Below are 18,342 nucleotides of genomic sequence, written 5' to 3' on the forward strand. Positions count from 1 at the left end.
CGACCGGGGATTCAGCCATTATCGAGTTTTTGGACGGTAAAACCGTGATTCACCATTCAAAAGAGTATGATGTCATGACCAATTCGCCTGTCTTTGAAAAACAGCTGGCGCTCTATGAATACTGGAGTGAAATAGGAGGAAATACTTTTTTGCCGGGGACACGACGTTCAGCCGACCGTTTTGTTCGCGCAAAGTACTACAATAAAATGCTGCCAAAGCCAAAAAATTATCGGGAAGCTGTGGCGTCAATGATGTCGGTACTGAGAAACACCTCCTCGCCATTCGGCGATCCTGACCCCCACAAGCCAAATATCTCCATGACACAATGGCGTACAGTGAACGACCAGAGCAATCTGATTGCATTTTATGAATCGACAGTTGCCCCAAATGTCGTGTGGGTCAAGATGAAAGTGTTTGATTTCTCAAAAGGTTCCGGGGTTAAAAGGCTGAACCTGGAGGACTATACACTGAGCGGCAATGTGACAAAAGCATTCAAAAAAAGCGAACCGATCCGGTACGCTAAACCGCAATAGCGGCAGGGTGGTTTCTTGGCAGGATGAAACCGTCCGTATATACGGTGTCATATATACATCAACGCTTTTTATCCATTCAGAACCGACAACAATCCTTCAGCCACACATAACTCATTGTCAATTTATGTTAAAATACCCCAATTCACAAAAAGGTGCATACGATGTCCCAACCTTTACTGGAAGCCACGGGTATCTCCCATAGTTTTGACTATCTGCTGTTTTCAGACATCCATTTCAGCATTGCAGCAAAGCAGTGTATCGCTATTGTCGGGCGGAGCGGCAGCGGTAAATCAACCCTCCTGCATATTTTTTCTACCTTTTTGCAGCCTGATCATGGAAAGGTAACTCTGTTTGGACATGACCTCTATACATTGGGTGATAATGAGATCGAATCGCTCAGGCGCTATGATGTAGGGATTATTTTTCAGTTTCACTACCTTTTCAAAGGAATGAGCGCACTGGAAAATATCGATGTGGCGACAACACTTTCGGGTGAGGATATTGATTATGACATTCTTAAAAAGCTGAAGATCGACCATCTTATGGCACACAAAACTTCCGAGCTTTCAGGAGGTGAACAGCAGAGAGTTTCCATTGCCCGGGTACTGAGTAAAAAACCCCGTATCATTTTTGCCGATGAACCTACCGGAAACCTGGACAATGAAACAGCCGAACTGGTTATGGATGTGCTGGCAGCGTATACAAGAGAACATGATGCCGCCCTGGTCCTTGTAACCCATGACGAAAGCATATCGGCACGATGTGATATGCTTTACCGGCTTGAAAATAAAGTACTGGAGAGACAGAGATGAAAATAGATATTATGCATGCGCTGTATACAGTTTCCATGATACTGCTGGCATTTGTTTCTGCCATAGTCATCACCAAAACCCTTTCCAGATGGCTGAAACTGGATGAAAAAGAAAAAAAGGAAGAGGACAAGGGTGCGTAATACCCACAAAAAATGTCCTTGGGGGTACGCAGCACAAAAGGTAGACAAAAAGTTTATTGTGCCTGCGAGATCAATACCCCTTCAAGCAGCTTGTCGATATCTCCGTCCAAAATAGCATCTACATTGGTGAATGCCTGATTAGATCTTGTATCTTTGACCTGCTGGTAGGGCTGCATCACATATGAACGTATCTGATGCCCCCAGCCGATATCGGATTTTTCGATGCCGTCTATCTCTGCCTGCTTTTTTGCCATTTCATATTCGTAGAGGCGTGACTTGAGCATCTTCATGGCGGCAGATTTGTTCTTGTGCTGGCTTCGGTCATTTTGGCACTGTACGACAATACCTGTAGGCTCATGAGTAATACGGATGGCTGATTCGGTTTTGTTGACGTGCTGGCCGCCTGCACCCGAAGCTCTGTATGTATCGATACGCAGGTCTTTGTCCTCTATCTCGATATCGATATCGTCGTCGATCTCCGGGGAGACCATGACAGAGGTAAATGAAGTGTGTCGCTTGGCATTGGAGTCAAAAGGACTGATACGTACCAAACGGTGAATGCCGTTCTCCACTTTGAGATAGCCGTAGGCATTTTCACCCTTGATGATGAAAGAGACATCTTTGATGCCTGCTTCTTCGCCCGGCTGGTAGTCCAGCACTTCAACCTTAAAACCGTGACGCTCCGCCCAGCGCAGGTACATACGGTAAAGCATGCTTGCCCAGTCCTGACTCTCTGTACCGCCTGCTCCGGGGTGTATGCTGACGATGGCATTGTTGCTGTCATGTTCACTGCTTAGCATCATTTGGACTTCAAGGGCATTGATCCTTTCGTTCAGCGAGTCAGCATCTTCAAAAAGCATTTCAAGCGTCTCTTCGTCTTTCTCTGCTTTGGCCATTTCAAAATACTCGATCGCATCGTTCACTGCATCGTTGGCATTGTTGTACGTTTCCAATATCCGTTCGGTACGGGTTTTTTCCTGCGAGATTTTCCCTGCATTCTCCGTATCGTTCCAGAAGTCGGGATCCTGCTGCATCTGCTCGATCTCACTGAGACGGTTCCGGAGTTCGTCCGGTTTGACGATATTGGTGATATTCTCCATTTTTTTGGAGAGGTTTTTGAGCAGTTCGCCGTATTCGTATATATCCACGAAAAAGTTCCTTTTCTCTTGTAGGGTGCTGTGCACCACAGGCACTTCCTTCGGTTGCCCTCACAGCACCAAAGCAATAATGGTACAATGAAAAATAGGCTTTTCGTGTTGTCAGGGGACAACACCCTACAGTAATATTTTGTTATCATTTTAACAAAATATTACAAAATAGAGGGTTAGAGATGATAATTGTGCGTACAATCAAAGAGATGCAAGAGGCAAAAAAAGGACTATCCGGCAGTATTGGGTTTGTTCCAACTATGGGAGCCCTGCATCAGGGACACCTCTCACTCATTCAGCAGGCCAAAAAGGAAAATGATCATCTTATTGTTTCGATCTTTGTCAATCCGACACAGTTTCTTGAAGGCGAAGATCTTGATGCCTATCCGAGAAGAGAAGAGGCCGACATAAAGATATGTGAAGTGGCCGGGGTGGATATTGTCTTTATGCCGGCAATTGGACAAATGTATGAGAAAGACGAACTTTGTATCGGTGCACCGGCAATACGCGGGTATATTCTGGAAGGAGAAAAACGTCCCGGGCACTTTGACGGGATGCTTCAGGTCGTGATGAAACTGCTGAATCTTTCCGGAGCGACACGTGCCTACTTTGGAAAAAAAGATGCACAGCAGCTTGTGCTCATAGCGCAAATGGTTAAAAACTACTTTATGGATGTACAGATCATTCCCTGCGAGATCGTCCGCGATGAAAAGGGGCTGGCGCTTAGCTCGCGCAATGTCTATCTCTCCGCAGAAGAAAAAGAACGTGCGCTCTGTCTTTCTCATGCACTTAAGCGTGCAAGCAAAATGGTGATGGCGGGAGAATTGACTGTTTCCGTCATTCGGAAAGAGATGCGCACTGTGCTGGATGAAGCAGACAAAGTAGAGTATGTTGCGATCGTTGACAGGGCCTTTAACGCTTTGGAAGAAATAGAGATCGGCAATACGATCATTCTGGTTGCTGCCTGGGTGGGCAAGCCCAGGCTGATCGACAATATCTGGATTTAGCCCGGCTTATTCCCATCCGCCTTTTGGTGTTTGGCTATTGTCCGGTGCGGGAGTAGACTGGGGTGTTTCTCCCGGAACCTGAAGTTTGAGAACAGAAGGTTGCTGTTCCGGCTGGTATCTGCCGCTTCCCATCGTTTTGAGAGAGTGGATGGTGTCATCTATATTTTTATCATTTTTGTGTTTGGCATCATTCACAAGCCGGTACTCTTCTTCAAAATTCAAAGTGTCCCCATAGCCCATCGCATTGTTGCTTTTGTATTGGGCGATGGAAGATTTTGTTCCTCTCCCCACGGCACCATCTATCTTTCCGTGGTAATAGCCTTCGATCTTAAGCGCGGTCTGAATTCTTTTGCCTTTGGTTTTCTTATCGTTTCCTCCGGCAATCAGATATCTGTCAAATGTGAACAATGTTCCAAGATAAATCAGTGCATCTTTCTCTTCATTGCTCATTGCAGCACTTTGGCTGATCTCATAGGCTTTGTTCATCTCCTTGATCGCGGAACGTGTTTCATAGGAATTGACTTCTCCATCGATCGTACCATGGTAGAAACCCAGGCCTGCAAGGGCTTTTTGTATGCGTTTCTCATCGGTCATTCTCGGGGCAGCATGGTGTTGCTTTTTTCTTTTTGTTGATTTATGGGTACGATGATGCGTTGTTCTGCGGGTTTCATGCCGGTTGCTGTTGTATACTTCGTTGGTGATCACCGAACCGACAGCACCTCCCACCAGCCCGCCTACGACAGCATCTCCGAAATTTGCATAGGAAACAGTACTTGTCAGAAGCAAAGCTGATACAAGAACCGATACACTTTTTATTTTGATCATATTCTTTTCCTCCCTGGGAATGAGATAAATTCTGAGTTATCGACAGTTATTTGAAAACTCTTCTATATCAATTCTAAGATATAAACCTTAAGATTTTGATAAAAATCCCAAAACAGGAAATAGAATGTTTAAAATGTTCAAAGTATCCATCCATAATGGTTTAAACAATAGGCAAATGTTTGTCCCCAAATTTTTCGATAGAAAATAGCATTGCAAGGACTGCAGATTTTATAGTTCGAGAGAGAGGGTCTGATAGATTGATTTTTACACCATTTTAGGGGTATAATAAAAAAAAGGAGGGCAAAATGGGTTATTTTCCATGGCGTAAAATTTCAATATATCTCTTATGGATGATGATCTTCAGTGCTTGGCTTCAGGCATCAGAGATCAAAGTTTCAGAATTTCACACTTCACGTAGTGTAGACAGCAACAAGAGCAAGGCAGTCGGTGTCGCTACTACCTTCGATACCGGGATCAGACGCATTTACGCCTCTGCAAAGGTGTACAATATTTTTCCCCCGACACAGTTTACTGTCAAGTGGTATTATTATAATGGACAGCACAAAGAAGTGCTTTACCGGTACAAGACAACCATAAGCGGTTCAAGGTTTATCTATTCGGCGATTGTCATACCCAAAGACACCTCACTGTCCGAAGGGAAATATTTTGTAGCTATTTCCGCACTGGGACATGTGATAGCCCGTACTTCGTTTACCATAGTGCCATCCAAAACAAAATCACAGGCCACAAAAGGTGAATGTATCAAGCCTACTTCGGCAGACAATGAGCTGTTGATTAAAGATATGCTTGCACAAGTTCCTTTGCCGAAAGATGTGCTGTCTGCTATGCGTCTCAGGCGCTTTCACGACAGGCAAAAACGTTTCAGCCTGCTGGCTCCAAGCGGATGGATCAGCAAAAAAGGTCTTGCTCAGGGTGAATTTCTGCATCTTGCCGATCCCCAAAAAGGAGCCGTAACGGTTTATATGCTATTGGAAATTCCAATAGACAAATCTTTTATTAAAAAACATTCACTCCAAGAGAATGTTTTGGTAGCGGCTGAGCTAATAAAAAAAGATTTGTTATCCAAAGGCGGCAAAATTGTGCTTGAGCCAAAAGTGTATGCAATGCCTGATTTAATGGCAGGTCGTATTATGTTTCATCATAGCAAAGGCAGAGTAGATATTTTTGAGTTGCACACACTTATATTTGATGGGAAATATATGTATGATGTCGTTCTTGTGACAAACAAAGAAGGCTTGGAAGTCAGCAAATTTCTTTCTTTACTTGCCTCTTATTCTTTTTGGACGGTTGAGTCGTGTCCGAAGTAATGAATGAAAGGAAGAGTTATAATGGGCGATAGAATAAAAATGCTCTTTGTAGTTTTTCTTTTTGTGCCTTTTTTTCTTTGGGCAGAAGAGGTGCAGTTGAATTTGCCGGAGAGATTTGATGCGAAGATAATGAAAGGGCATTATTATTCTACAAATGGAAATTATCCTATAAAGTATGATAAAGAATTTTATGAACACGATCCACAACCCGAGTCCTGTCGTATTATTCATTTTGTCAATGGAAAATTTTATTTGAATTGTAAATATGTCAATAGTTCCCAAAAGGCATTTCCACGAAAAAATGGTGCTTATGCCAAGGACTATGTAATTCTAAAGTTGGAAGGTACTTATACTAAAGATGGACTAATTAAAGGTTCATTTACTCATTACAGCAATGTATGGGAATATAATACGAAATATACTATTCCGAGCACATTTAGCGAATATAAAGATTCTGAAAAGGGAGAGATAGAGGGAGAGATAAAAGGAGATAAAATATTTGTCAAACAACACTATACCAAGAAAAAATATTATACAAATTATACAGAATATATAAGTGACACAGGTCTTTATAAAGTTACAGGGAAATGGAAGTTAATACATCCTGCAATTACGCCAATTAAAGCAACATATGATTTGAATATACTAGCTGAAATTAGTTCTCAAACAAGTACCCAAACAGAGCCCATCCCCAATGAACCCGAACCAATCCAACCACAAGCTAATACTAATATTTCACCACAAGACGATAAAGTAACCCTCAACACAGACACCCAAGAACAACCGGTCCAACCACAACAACCACAAAAAGAACAAGACCCCTGCACCCCACCCATAGACGATGCCTGGCAAGAGTACTGCGAAGCCAAAGCCTACAATGCAAAGATAAAAGAGCAAGAAGAAGCAGATGCCAAAGCAGCTGAGCAGGATGCCAAAGAAGAAGAGGCGTATCAAAAGAGACTCGCTGCCTGGAATGAAGAGCAGAGGCAGTCAAATATAAAATTTGTCAAAAGCCGAAAGGCAGAAATAAAAAAAGTAAAAGAGATTTGGGATAAAGAAGATAAAACCTTCAATGACAGCATTGCCAAAGAGCAGGCAAAACGAAAAGCCAAACAGGCAGAGATAAAAAAGGCTCACGATATCATAGACAGATTCGGTGATGATTATGAAACCCAAAGAGCTGCCCATAAAAAAGTAGAAGCACTCGCCAAAAGTGCAGATACGCAAAAAGCAAAGAAAATCAAAAATGCCATCAGAAAACAGTTTTACGACTCAAAGCAGATAAAACTGCAAGCAGATGCAGAGTTCCAGGCAAATAGAGCCAAAGAGTTGGACAAACGTGCAAAAAGATTGGAAACTGTTAGAGATACAGCCGTTACGGCAAATAAAGTATTAGCCACAGTATACGGCGGAGCTCTCATAGAAGGAATAGCACAAGTACATGAAAGCGCGACAAACGCCATAGATGCAGCCCAGAAAGATGGCTGGGAAGGTGCATTGGTAAGTGTTGTAAAAGATGGTGTAAACAGTAAAACCTTTAATATGGGCAGTAACAGTGTTGATATGATATTCCATAGCACTCAACTCCATACCAAAAAAGGAGCCATGGTTCCTGAAGGTATGAAAGTCTATGACAAAAACGGTTACCTGGTAAAGCGCATTAAAGCCAATAAAAGATATTTCGATAAGAAAGGAAAGGATATCAGTTTTTCTGTCAAACGAAAAGTACTGACCACCAAATCCTTTATAGCAAGATCTGAAGATGATTTTAAAAAAGGGGATGTCAATAAAAAGGTAAACACATTCATGGATGTATGGGGTACGACTACCGACATTGTCGGCACAGCTGTTGATTTAGTTGGAAAAGCGATCAGGAGATAGTTGGTGTATACTATGAAATCTATAATAATTGGTTTTATTTTGTTGAGTGCCGTTCTTTTAGCTGAAGAGGTACAGTTGAATTTGCCGGAGAGGTTTGATGTTAGTATTCCCGTAAAACCATTTCCAGGAATAGGTTCTATAAAAAAAATTCCTGATATCATTTTGCATGTTAATGGTGATCATTTTAGACTTTATCAACCAAGACATAAATATATACATGATGATGCTCCAACAGGTACAGTTGAGGGTAATATTATTTATACTCTAGATCGCTATATATCCTTAGAGGGAAGTGGAAGTTTTCATAATGGGGTATTTGAAGGATTTGCCATTCGAAAAAATCTTGGGTATATGAGTGCCACAGGAATTGCTACTTGTCCTCAAACATTAATAGATAAAGAGGTTGTCAAATTTAAAATTACTGGCAAAAGTAATTATAGTGGGCAAGCCAAGATAAAACTAATTTCAATAAAATATCTTGAATGCTTAACAAATAAAGAAGGTGGATGGAACAGAGACAAGAAGAAAGTTTGGTTTGGTCCACTTGTTCCATGCTATGGTATGGATCCAACTCCTAATTATACTTTACTCTTTTCATTTCAACTGCCTATAAACCAATCCCAATCCTCTCAAACCTTCATCCCAGACCCTCAAGCAGAACCAGAACCAATCCAAAAGCAGCCAGTCATCATCCCAAAAACAGATCTCACAGCCGAAGCAGGCGTTTCACCAGAAAACCAAATAGAAGAACCCACACTAACAAAACAACAAAACCCCTGCACCCCACCCATAGACGATGCTTGGAAAGAATACTGCGAAGCCAAAGCCTATAATGCAAAGATAAAACAGCAAGAGGAAGCAGACACCAAAGCAGCCGAGCAGGAAGCCAAAGAGGAAGAAGAGTATCAAAAAAGACTCGATGCCTGGAACGAAGAAGAGAGACAATCCAATATAGCCTTCATTAAAAGTCAGGAAGCAGAAAGAGAAAAAGCAGATAAGATCTGGCAAGAAGAAGACAAAGCTTTCAATGAGAGCATCGCAAAAGATCAGGCAGAGCGAAGAGCCAAACAGGCAGAGATAGAAAAGGCACATAAAATCATAGATAGATTCGGTGGTGATTATGCGACCCAGAGTGAGGCTCATAAAAAGATAGATTACCTTGCCCAAACCGCCGATGCAAAACAGGCAAAAAGAATTAAAAACGCCGTTAGAAAAAGATTTTATGACTCAAGACAGACGAGACTACAGGGAGAAGCAGAGTTTTATAACAATGTAGGCGATGAACTAGGCAAAAGTGCAAAAAGAGCAGAAACCATAAGAGATACAGCTGTTAATGCGGAAAAAGTGATAGCGATGGTCGCCGTTCCTGAAATTAAAGCTGTAGGTGAACTTGAAGGTATCGAAGGAGAAGCGATCAAGGAAACCGTTAAGCATGTTGAATTTGTTGCAGGTACGACAGAGAAGGCTATTAACGCTATCGGTGCTTACTCAAAAGATGGTTTAACCGGTGCGGTAGTCAGTGTGGTAAAAGATACTGCCAATGACAAAACATTCAATTTGGGAGGCGATAGTGTTGATCAGATATATCATAGTGCCCAACTCCATACAAAAAAAGGAGCTTTGGTTCCCGAAGGTATGAAAGTTTATGACAAAAACGGTTACCTGGTGAAGCGTATCAAAGCCAATGAAAGATATTTCGATAAGAAAGGAAAAAATATTACCTTTTCAGTAAAAAGAAAAGTACTATCTACCCAACCTTTCATAGCCCAGTCCGAAAAAGATTTTAAAAAAGGTGACGCGAATAAAAAGGTCAATACTGTGTTGAATATTTGGAGTACAACTACCGGCATCGTCGGTGGGGCTATTGATTTAGCTGGGAAAGTACTTAGGAAATAGTTGGAGTATGTGATGAAGGCTATAATAATTTGTTTTCTTTTATTGAGCGCTGCGCTTTTGGCCGAAGAGGTGCAGTTGAATTTGCCGAAGAAGTTTGATGTTAAGGTCTCTAAAGAATGGGTTACTAAAAATAATAAAAAAATAAACGGTAACAAAATAGAAGAGCACCGTCCAAAAATTTTCCATTTTGATGGAATAAATTTTACATATATAGATCAAAAACATACACAATATGGGCAAGGAGACTATATTTGGGGTATGGCTAGTGGTACTTTTAAAAATGGTATATTAAAGGGAAAATATAAGTGGAAATCTATTAGGTACTGCTATGAAAATAAAAATCTTATTTGTCTCAAGACCGCCTATACTAGAAAGCTGAATGGTAGAGCAAATAGTGAAGGATTACTGCATATAGTTATCTCTTCCATTAAAGATCACTCTGTTGACTATCATTACATTAGAAAAAGAGATAAAAATGGACATTTAACTAATGCTTGGGATGATGCTACCCTAAAAACAAATAAATATAATGCCAATAGCTATCAATATAAGCAACATTTCCTCCTCCAACTTCCAGTAGGAGAACTTCAATCCTCCCAAACCCCTATCCAAGATATTCCGGAAGAACCCAAGACAATCCAAGAGCAGTCAGCCGTCACTCCAAAAATAGATCTCACAACTGAAGCAGGTGTTTCGATAGGTAAACAAACAGAAGAGACACCACAACCAAAAACAAACCCCTGCACCCCACCCATAGACGACGCCTGGAAAGAGTACTGCGAAGCCAAAGCCTACAATGCAAAGATAAAAGAAGAGGAAGAAGCCGATGCCAAAGCAGCCGAGCAGGAAGCCAAAGAAGAAGAGGCGTATCAAAAGAGACTCGATGCCTGGAACGAAGAAGAGAGACAGTCTAATATCTCGTTCATTAAAAGCCAGGAAGCTGAAAGGCAAAAGGCAAGAGAGATTTGGGAAAAAGAAGATAAAGCTTCCAATGACAGCATTGCAAAAGATCAGGCAGAGCGAAGAGCCAAACAGGTAGAAATAGAAAAGGCACATAAGATCATAGATAGATTCGGTGATGACTACGAAACCCAAAGAGCCGCCCATAAAAAAGTAGAAGCACTTGCTAAAACTGCAGATACGCAAAAAGCAAAAAGAATCAAAAATGCCATAAGAAAGCAGTTTTATGACTCAAAGCAGATAAAACTCCAGGCAGATGCAGAGTATCAGACAAGCAAAGCAAAAGAACTCGGCAAGAAAGAGAAATATCTCAATACCGTTAAAGAGACATCCCTTACTGTCAACAAAGTCCTTGCACGAATAGACTCAGAAATTGACCCGTTGAAAATAGGCAATAAAATAGTCGACCTTCAGGAAAACAGCTACGACGCCATAGACAGTTACTCCAAAGGAGGTCTGAGCAAAGTGGCTGATGACTTTATAGAAAAGAAAGCCAATGAGCTTAGCAATGACTGGGCAGGTGTTGCTAAAGAGAAAGCAGAAGAGTACAAACAATACCACAGTAAAAAAGGACTAAAACTCAAACCCGACGAAATCTACTACGATAAAAACGGTAAACAGCTCAAAAAAGTCAATGCCTACCAAAAAGTGTATGACAAAAAAGGAAATGAAGTCAGCTTCTCCTTTGGTAAAAGAATATTTAAAAAGACATTCAGCAAGCTCAACGATGATTATAATAGTATCCAAGGAACAGCAGAGCATATCAAAAATATCAAAGAGGGCGTTATGAGCGGAGATATCAATAAGATTACTAATGAGGCGCTTGATATGACGGAGAAGGAGGATGAAGGAGATGAGAAAAAAGATGGGGCTAAAAAAATAGATTAGGAGGTATACTGGCAAGTGTAAAGATGATATAAAGAGGAGAAAATTTAGGTGATTTTTTGAAAAATCTTAATAAAGATAAATTTTAAAAAGAGGAAATATCATGTGGAAAAAAATATTGGGAACGGTTGTTGTACTGATAGTCTTGTTCATTGCCGTTATAATGTATGCCACCTCCGGAATGACAGATGTGGCCAATACATTTTTCACCCATGCCAAAACAAAACATTATAACGATGCCTACAATATGCTTTCGGAAGATTTTAAAAAATCTGTTTCAGAAGAACAATTGAAGAATTTTCTTGAGAAAAATGCTTTAACAGAGTATAAAAGTGCAAGCTGGAATAACCGCTCTTTTGAAGGAAATATGGGAAAACTGGAAGGGTCGATTGCAACACAAAGCGGCAGTGTGATCCCCTTGACGATAGAATTTGTCAAGAATACCGACGGCCAGTGGCAGATTTATTCTATCTATAAACGTGCCGGAGGCATAGGAACGGAACAAACAACGGATACCAGCAAGAAAGTCCAACAGGTTCAACCATCTGTTTCCGGGCAGAAAAAGACACTGCCTTCTGACAAGGAGATCAAAGCACTGGTTCAGGAAAGTGTCATGGTATTTGCTAACAGTGTCAATGATAAAAGTATGAAAAAGCTGTATGAATACAGTGCAGATGTATGGAAAAAACAGACCAGCATCAAGCAGCTCGATAAAATCTTTGATTCATTTTACAAAGCGGGGCTTGATCTGACCGTACTGAAAGATATCGTACCACAGCTGGATCAAAAGCCGGAAGTGGGAAAGTATGGAGAGATTACGGTTAAAGGCCATTATCCGACTTCTCCGGCAGTGGTCTATTTTGAAAACAGTTATTTTCCGGAGAATGGAAAATGGAAACTGGTGGGTATTGATATTCAAGTCCATCGATAGACTTAGAAAAGATCTTCTGCCGACATTTCCTGGATGATCTCTTTTTTGGCCGGCCGCTTGGTCGGAGATTTTGGTTTTGGTCTCTTTTTTATTTTTGGTTTTGCAGCGGTCTTCGGTTTTTTCTTTGCTTTGGGCTTTAGTTTGAAAAGATCGTTTATCGAAGGGTTTTTCCTTTCCTTGCCGTTTGAAACAGTATTGTTTTCTTCTTCTTTGGGTTTCTCTATTTTGATTGGTGCAAGAGAGTCGAGTATGCCGCCTTCGGGTTTAAGGTAGTCAAGTTCTACCAGAATGTCCACAATACGTCTGAACGTCGGTACCGCTGACTGGGAAGCAAAATATTTGTGGTATTTCTTCGCTTTGATCACCAGTACCCCGATGGTATATTTATGTCCTTTTTTGTCATTGGCAAAACCGTAAAAACTGCTGTGGTATTCTCTGACGTAATGACCGTGCCTGGCAATGTGGGCAGTACCTGTTTTCCCGCCGATCTCCAAGCCGGGATACTGCGCCTTGACACCTGTACCGCGCTTGACCACTTCAAGCAGGATATTGTGTATCTGTCTGGCTGCTTTTTTCCCTACGGCATGGAGGTCCCCTACGCTTGGATCAAGGGTATAATGACTGCCTTTTGCATCTTCAAGATAATCGACGATACGCGGCGTTACAGCGATACCGTCATTGTTGAAGGCAGAGTAGGCTTTGAAAAGCTGGGCAAAGGTAACGAGCATACCGTAGCCGTAGGAGGAATTGGCACGGTGCATATTGTTATTGAGGAGACGAAGCGGTTTGATCTTTCCGGGAACATCGCGTGAGAGATCAAGCCCCGAGGGTCGGGAGAGGCCGAATTTGATGAGCCCGTCCCTGAATTCCTGTCCCGTCAGTCTCCATGCGATCTGGGAAATTCCCACGTTGGAAGAGTGGACGATAATATCGGTGGCAGTAAGTGCATCGAATTTCTCGTCATCGCTGATCCAGCGCCGTTTGCCTATCTGGAGACGGCCGTTGTGGGTATTGAACCAGGTATCGGGGGTGACTACCCTGTGATCCAGTGCAACCGCAAGGGAAAGCGGTTTGATCACTGAGCCTGGTTCGTAGGCATATTCGGAAAATTTCGGGTCAAGTTTGGGTACATCTTTGTTTCTGATATGTTCGGGATCATAACGTTCGGTACTGGCCAGTGCAAGGACTTTCCCGGTGCGGCTCTCCATAACACCAACCAGAATTTCATCGGCATCGATACTCTTTTTCATTTTGTCGATCATTAGCTCAACGCGTCTCTGAAAGGCAAGTGGAATGTTCAGATGCAGGTCGAGACCATCAACACGTTCACTTTTTATACTGTTCTTGTCATGAATGACCGAAGCGACAACGTCTCTTTTGCCTTTGAAATAACCGTCTTTTTTGGAAGTGATATGTTTTTCATATTTTCGTTCCAGCCCCTTGATCCCTACCGGTCTTGTATATCGTCCGACATCTTTTTTTCTTACATATCCCAATACGGGACTGAGAACATCTGCAAGCGGAAATTCTCTGCTCTCCCCGTTCTCAATGATGTCCAGCCCGTAAAGGACTTCGATACCGGATTTTGTTTTGATGGTTTTGAAGGCACCGAGTCTTCTCAGCTTGTAGGCAAGTTCTTTCAGCTGCATGGCAGGCTTGAATGTGATATTTCTTGAAAGTACGATATTGCCTTTAATATCCCGGCCTTTTTTATCTTTGAATTTTTTGAGGACTTCAGCTTCAGGGATACCGCTGTAAATACTGAAAAGTCTGACGAAGGCTTCACGTTTTTTAGGGTCTATACTCGCACCGCGTATCACAGCCTGGTAGGTTTTCTGGGAGCGACTGAGTGTATAGTCGTCAGCAGAAATGATGTTGCCACGCAGCGAACGGTCATGTATGACACTGTTTTGACTGGGAATACGTCTTTCGGAAAGAATGGTCTTCAGTACGGAAGCAAGAAAGATAGCCATGGCAATAACAAGCAGTATAAAAAGAAAGCTGATTTTGTTCTTTCTTTGGTGAAGTGCCAGATTTTCTCTATTTTTGTTCATTAATTTCCCCGGATGATATGCAATTTTAACAAAGTTATCTATTAAATTCGTTAAAATACTAATTAATATGGAGCAGAGACTATGATAGACAAACCACTTTTAGCCGCCGTCATTGCACTTTTGACACTTTCTATGGTGATGAGTTATTCTCTCTCAACCTACACTGTGCTGCTTTTTCATTACAATGATTTTCATTTTTTTCTCAGACAGAGTATTTCGATCTTCATTGCGTTTATCGTGATGGTGATTTTGAGCAAGCTTGACCCGGACAAATGGTTCGCGCCTGTCGGACTGACACTTTTCTTTTCTTTTTTCCTCCTGATGATCGCCATGCAGTTCATGCCGGCTTCTCTCGTCAAAGCGGTAGGCGGAGCAAAACGCTGGATACACCTGGGACCCATTTCTCTGGCACCTGTTGAATTTTTCAAGGTAGGCTTTGTCTTTTTTCTGGCCTGGAGCTTTGCACGCAAATTCAAAGAAAAGAACCATATGGGATTTATGGAAGAATTGAAATCTTTTATGCCGTATATTATTGTTTTTCTTATTGCGGTGGTCATTATTGCCATATTTCAGAAAGATTTGGGACAGGTAGTGGTCCTGGGTGCAACGCTGATGATCATGTTCCTTTTTATCGGAAGTTCATGGAAATTCTTTCTCACCATGCTCACGGGTATTTTCATAGCCTTTATCGGACTGATCTTTTTTGCCCCGCACCGCATGGCAAGGATTAAAAGCTGGTGGAGTACGATACAGGACAGTATTCTTTCCGCATTGCCGTTCAAAGAGCTTCAGACACTGCGTGTGGAGACCACCGTCAAGGAACCCTACCAGATATCCAATTCCCTCAATGCGATACACAACGGTGGTTTCTGGGGGCAGGGACTGGGGAACGGTCAGTTCAAACTGGGGTACCTGAGTGAAGTGCATACCGATTTTATTTTGGCAGGGATCACGGAAGAACTGGGGTATCTGGGGCTTGCCCTGGTAACTTTGACCATCCTTTTTATCGTTTTTCGCATCTTCAAGATCGCATCGAAAGTGAAAAATCCCATGTATTACCTTTTTTGCATAGGGGTGGGACTGCTGATCTCTTTTGCCTTTATTCTCAATGCTTACGGTATTTCGGGCATTACACCGATCAAAGGGATCGCCGTGCCTTTTCTGAGTTATGGAGGTTCGCATATTATTGCTTCCTGTGTTGCCATAGGTATGGTACTGATGGTTTCGAAAAAAGTTCCCCGGGACAGTACGGGAAAAATGTTATAATTGACAGAGAATCTAACAGTAAGGATAAGTAAGATGAGCATCGTTATGACAGGCGGAGGCACAGGCGGACACCTTGCCATCATTAAAGCGGTAAAAGAGCAGATCATCCATGAAGAACTTGTCTATATCGGCTCAAACAACGGGCAGGACAGACAGTGGTTCGAGCACGATCCGGATTTTTCGGCGACGTATTTTCTTGAGACACGGGGGGTTGTCAACCAGGGAGCACTGGGAAAAGTGAAATCACTCTATATGCTTTCAAAAGCGACGCTTCAGGCAGTCAAACTGCTTCGAAAACATAAGGCAAAAGTGGTTTTTTCTGTGGGAGGGTTCTCTTCTGCTGCAACATCCTTCGCCGCCAAATATCTCAATATCCCTCTCGTCATTCACGAACAGAATGCCGCGCAGGGCTCTCTGAACCGTTTTCTAAGGCCTTATGCTGCGGTATTTATCTCATCCTATCTGGAGGAAAGCCCCATCAAGGCCTATCCTGTCAAAGAAATCTTTTTTGACAACGCACGTATACGCAAAAAGGTGCAAACAGTTATTTTCCTCGGCGGTTCACAGGGAGCAAAAGCCATCAACACACTGGCGCTGGAAATTGCACCCGTACTGAAAGAACGGGATATCAGGATCATTCATCAGGCTGGAGAGAAAAATATTGACGAAGTACGCAGCGCTTATGAAGCGTTGGGTATAGAGGCGGAAGTATTCGGTTTTACCACACATTTGGCAGACTATATGAAAGACGCCGACCTTGCCATTGCACGTGCAGGGGCTTCAACACTCTGGGAACTTGCTGCAACTGCCCTGCCGGCGCTTTTCATCCCTTATCCTTATGCAGCGGGAGACCATCAGTACTACAATGCTCTTTTCCTGGAAGAAAAAGAGTTGGCATGGATCATGCGGGAAGAAGAGGTCGATACGGAAAAAGTGCTTGCTCTGCTCGATGAAGACCTTGAAAGCAAGAGCAGGGGGCTGATGGAGATCGTGGAAAAAGACGGAAGCAAAAAGATCGCAGCATTGCTGACCGACTACGCAAAAATCTGATATAATATGCGAAGAGCGGATAGTGGACTATCTCTCACAGCTATAAAATCCGGAGGAAAAAAGATGAAAAGATCATTGCTAACATTTATGACACTCGCTGCCCTGAGTACAAGTCTCTATGCCTATAGCCAGGCAGACAGGATCAAAGATATGCGTACAATGGCACAGGCGCTTTCAGATGTACAGAAAGGTATTTTGTATAACAATAAAAAACTGGTACATGAGGGGGTGTCCCACCTTAAAACCGCTTCAGGAAATATCCAGATCGCACCGAAAAATGCGATGGATTACAGTTCTGTTTTTGCGAAAGACCAGGCAGCGAACATTGTCAAATATGCAGACAGACTTGATAAAAGCATGAAAGAAGGACAAAAACACGCGGCACTGACAGAATACACGAGTGTCCTTAACCAGTGTGTTTCCTGTCATAACAAGATCAGAAAGTGGAATCGGTAGATTTTTCCATTTTCCACACAAATACGACACAATTTATGGGGATAATACCCTGAATACAGCAGTGTAAGAAAGAGGAGTGGATCATGAAAAAAATAACAGCTTTTCTTGCTGTGGGTGCAGCGGTTTTTGCATTAAGCGGCTGCGGCAGCGGTTATGATAATGGCTATGACGATGGATACAATGACGGGTTTTATGACGGTACGCGGGTACCGGTCGATAATATGACGACATTGTTCATACGCGATATTAATGGATTTTCGGCAGGCGGCGTGCATTATACCTGTGTTGATCCGGAGGGCTATGTGACAGATGATTATGTGACGGCACCCAACGGAGAATTTACTTTTTATCCCGGTGAACGTTGTACTTTCGATCTGTACGGATTTGGGGGTACTCCGGATGATCCTCTGTTCATAGAGGATGATACCGGATTCGGGAAAGGGGATATTCCATACGCATGTGACGGGGGAGACGGCGGACTGACCTACCCTGACGGCGGTTTTGAATACTTCCCGAATGATATATGCACGTTTTATCTTTAAAAAAATCATAAGTGGAGGAAAAAAATGAAAAAATTGACAAGTCTGATAATGGGTGGAATAGCTGTGATAGCGTTGAACGGCTGCGGCGGCGGAGGAAGCAGCGGAAACAATCCTCCTCCTGTGACAGTAGAACAGGTTGATATATATGCTTTGCATGAAGGGTATAGGATCCTCGGACATGACAGTGATGACCGGGATGTCTCTTTTGACTACTGCAGTGACTATACTTACTTTTATTATCGTGGCAACAGCCGTTTTACTGGTACTTTTGACATAAGCGGTGATACTGTTACCATTAATATGTGGGATGACCAGGGCGGCAGCTATGTGATAGATACCGGAGACGGGTATCTTCGTGTGGGTGAAGATTATTATATTTATGATGTCGGTGACGATATCATTGTTGATGAAATTCTTGAAATTGACTGCTGAGTATTTTTTACATTCCCGCCCGCCCGTTTGCACGGATGCGGGGATATCTGTAACCGCCTTCCTAAAATATCTGAAAAACAGAGCGTAAAGATGTGTAAAAAAGAACCATAAAAGCATAATAATGCGCTGCAGCACGCTACCCCTTCACCTCCAAATAACAACATTTTAGATAAAATATCCCCACTTTATATGAGGA

General features: G+C 42.4%; 17 protein-coding genes. 14 read left to right on the forward strand and 3 right to left on the reverse strand.

Annotated elements, in window-relative coordinates:
• From F8L24_RS09255 to F8L24_RS09265, 3 genes are all read left to right on the forward strand, one after another.
• Positions 1-533: linear amide C-N hydrolase (locus F8L24_RS09255; RefSeq protein ID WP_294954929.1), on the forward strand; the 533-nt coding region annotated here is incomplete at its 5' end.
• A 161-nt stretch (positions 534-694) separates the two neighbouring features.
• Complete coding sequence (locus tag F8L24_RS09260) at positions 695-1,345, forward strand: ABC transporter ATP-binding protein (RefSeq protein ID WP_294954932.1); 651 nt, start codon at positions 695-697, stop codon at positions 1,343-1,345.
• Complete coding sequence (locus F8L24_RS09265; RefSeq protein ID WP_294954935.1) at positions 1,342-1,485, forward strand: hypothetical protein; 144 nt, start codon at positions 1,342-1,344, stop codon at positions 1,483-1,485. The genes F8L24_RS09260 and F8L24_RS09265 overlap by 4 nt, the downstream gene beginning before the upstream one ends.
• 53 nt (positions 1,486-1,538) lie before the next feature.
• Here the strand turns inward: F8L24_RS09265 and prfB are convergent, their stop codons facing one another.
• Entirely contained in the window at positions 1,539-2,633 is a 1,095-nt protein-coding gene (prfB, locus tag F8L24_RS09270) for a peptide chain release factor 2 (RefSeq protein ID WP_294954939.1), read from the reverse strand.
• Positions 2,634-2,815: 182 nt separating this feature from the next.
• On the opposite strand from prfB, the gene panC reads away from it, so the two are divergent.
• Complete coding sequence (gene panC, locus F8L24_RS09275; protein WP_294954942.1) at positions 2,816-3,640, forward strand: pantoate--beta-alanine ligase; 825 nt, start codon at positions 2,816-2,818, stop codon at positions 3,638-3,640.
• Between the two features lie 6 nt (positions 3,641-3,646).
• On the opposite strand, the gene F8L24_RS09280 is transcribed toward panC, so the two are convergent.
• A complete protein-coding gene (locus F8L24_RS09280) occupies positions 3,647-4,465 on the reverse strand; it encodes a peptidoglycan-binding protein (protein ID WP_294954945.1) in 819 nt (272 codons plus the stop codon).
• Between the two features lie 305 nt (positions 4,466-4,770).
• On the opposite strand from F8L24_RS09280, the gene F8L24_RS09285 reads away from it, so the two are divergent.
• The 5 genes from F8L24_RS09285 to F8L24_RS09305 all read left to right on the forward strand — a co-directional run bounded on the left by F8L24_RS09285 (position 4,771) and on the right by F8L24_RS09305 (position 12,346).
• Positions 4,771-5,793, forward strand: a complete 1,023-nt coding sequence (locus tag F8L24_RS09285; protein WP_294954948.1) for a hypothetical protein — start codon at positions 4,771-4,773, stop codon at positions 5,791-5,793.
• Positions 5,794-5,814: 21 nt separating this feature from the next.
• Entirely contained in the window at positions 5,815-7,674 is a 1,860-nt protein-coding gene (locus tag F8L24_RS09290; protein WP_294954950.1) for a hypothetical protein, read from the forward strand.
• 3 nt (positions 7,675-7,677) lie between these two features.
• A complete protein-coding gene (locus F8L24_RS09295; RefSeq protein ID WP_294954952.1) occupies positions 7,678-9,570 on the forward strand; it encodes a cell envelope integrity protein TolA in 1,893 nt (630 codons plus the stop codon).
• Positions 9,571-11,418 carry a hypothetical protein gene (locus tag F8L24_RS09300; RefSeq protein WP_294954955.1) on the forward strand — a complete coding sequence of 616 codons (1,848 nt, stop codon included), beginning with the start codon at positions 9,571-9,573 and terminating at the stop codon, positions 11,416-11,418.
• 100 nt (positions 11,419-11,518) lie between these two features.
• On the forward strand, positions 11,519-12,346 hold the full coding sequence (locus tag F8L24_RS09305) for a hypothetical protein (protein ID WP_294954957.1): 828 nt from the start codon (positions 11,519-11,521) through the stop codon (positions 12,344-12,346).
• Between the two features lie 2 nt (positions 12,347-12,348).
• On the opposite strand, the gene F8L24_RS09310 is transcribed toward F8L24_RS09305, so the two are convergent.
• Positions 12,349-14,400, reverse strand: coding sequence for a penicillin-binding protein 2 (locus tag F8L24_RS09310; protein ID WP_294954959.1), 2,052 nt, complete (start codon positions 14,398-14,400; stop codon positions 12,349-12,351).
• A gap of 81 nt (positions 14,401-14,481) precedes the next feature.
• On the opposite strand from F8L24_RS09310, the gene F8L24_RS09315 reads away from it, so the two are divergent.
• The 5 genes from F8L24_RS09315 (at position 14,482) to F8L24_RS09335 (ending at position 18,146) form a co-directional block, all read left to right on the forward strand.
• A complete protein-coding gene (locus tag F8L24_RS09315; protein WP_294954961.1) occupies positions 14,482-15,666 on the forward strand; it encodes a putative peptidoglycan glycosyltransferase FtsW in 1,185 nt (394 codons plus the stop codon).
• 33 nt (positions 15,667-15,699) lie between these two features.
• Positions 15,700-16,716, forward strand: a complete 1,017-nt coding sequence (gene murG / locus F8L24_RS09320) for an undecaprenyldiphospho-muramoylpentapeptide beta-N-acetylglucosaminyltransferase (protein WP_294954962.1) — start codon at positions 15,700-15,702, stop codon at positions 16,714-16,716.
• A gap of 63 nt (positions 16,717-16,779) precedes the next feature.
• Positions 16,780-17,172: a hypothetical protein gene (locus tag F8L24_RS09325; protein ID WP_294954964.1), complete on the forward strand. Its 393-nt coding sequence runs from the start codon at positions 16,780-16,782 to the stop codon at positions 17,170-17,172.
• 83 nt (positions 17,173-17,255) lie between these two features.
• Complete coding sequence (locus tag F8L24_RS09330; protein ID WP_294954966.1) at positions 17,256-17,714, forward strand: hypothetical protein; 459 nt, start codon at positions 17,256-17,258, stop codon at positions 17,712-17,714.
• Positions 17,715-17,738: 24 nt separating this feature from the next.
• Complete coding sequence (locus F8L24_RS09335) at positions 17,739-18,146, forward strand: hypothetical protein (protein WP_294954968.1); 408 nt, start codon at positions 17,739-17,741, stop codon at positions 18,144-18,146.
• Positions 18,147-18,342 lie beyond the last annotated feature (196 nt).

The sequence above is a fragment of the Sulfurovum sp. genome, assembly GCF_015493435.1.
Lineage (GTDB): Bacteria > Campylobacterota > Campylobacteria > Campylobacterales > Sulfurovaceae > Sulfurovum.

Bases quoted from the DNA above. Each gene is read 5' to 3' on its own strand.
- F8L24_RS09260 (WP_294954932.1), top strand. From the start codon at position 695: ATGTCCCAACCTTTACTGGAAGCCACGGGTATCTCCCATAGTTTTGAC.
- F8L24_RS09265 (WP_294954935.1), top strand. From the start codon at position 1,342: ATGAAAATAGATATTATGCATGCGCTGTATACAGTTTCCATGATACTG.
- panC (WP_294954942.1), top strand. From the start codon at position 2,816: ATGATAATTGTGCGTACAATCAAAGAGATGCAAGAGGCAAAAAAAGGA.
- F8L24_RS09280 (WP_294954945.1), bottom strand. From the start codon at position 4,465: ATGATCAAAATAAAAAGTGTATCGGTTCTTGTATCAGCTTTGCTTCTG.
- F8L24_RS09285 (WP_294954948.1), top strand. From the start codon at position 4,771: ATGGGTTATTTTCCATGGCGTAAAATTTCAATATATCTCTTATGGATG.
- F8L24_RS09290 (WP_294954950.1), top strand. From the start codon at position 5,815: ATGGGCGATAGAATAAAAATGCTCTTTGTAGTTTTTCTTTTTGTGCCT.
- F8L24_RS09305 (WP_294954957.1), top strand. From the start codon at position 11,519: ATGTGGAAAAAAATATTGGGAACGGTTGTTGTACTGATAGTCTTGTTC.
- F8L24_RS09310 (WP_294954959.1), bottom strand. From the start codon at position 14,400: ATGAACAAAAATAGAGAAAATCTGGCACTTCACCAAAGAAAGAACAAA.
- F8L24_RS09315 (WP_294954961.1), top strand. From the start codon at position 14,482: ATGATAGACAAACCACTTTTAGCCGCCGTCATTGCACTTTTGACACTT.
- murG (WP_294954962.1), top strand. From the start codon at position 15,700: ATGAGCATCGTTATGACAGGCGGAGGCACAGGCGGACACCTTGCCATC.
- F8L24_RS09325 (WP_294954964.1), top strand. From the start codon at position 16,780: ATGAAAAGATCATTGCTAACATTTATGACACTCGCTGCCCTGAGTACA.
- F8L24_RS09330 (WP_294954966.1), top strand. From the start codon at position 17,256: ATGAAAAAAATAACAGCTTTTCTTGCTGTGGGTGCAGCGGTTTTTGCA.
- F8L24_RS09335 (WP_294954968.1), top strand. From the start codon at position 17,739: ATGAAAAAATTGACAAGTCTGATAATGGGTGGAATAGCTGTGATAGCG.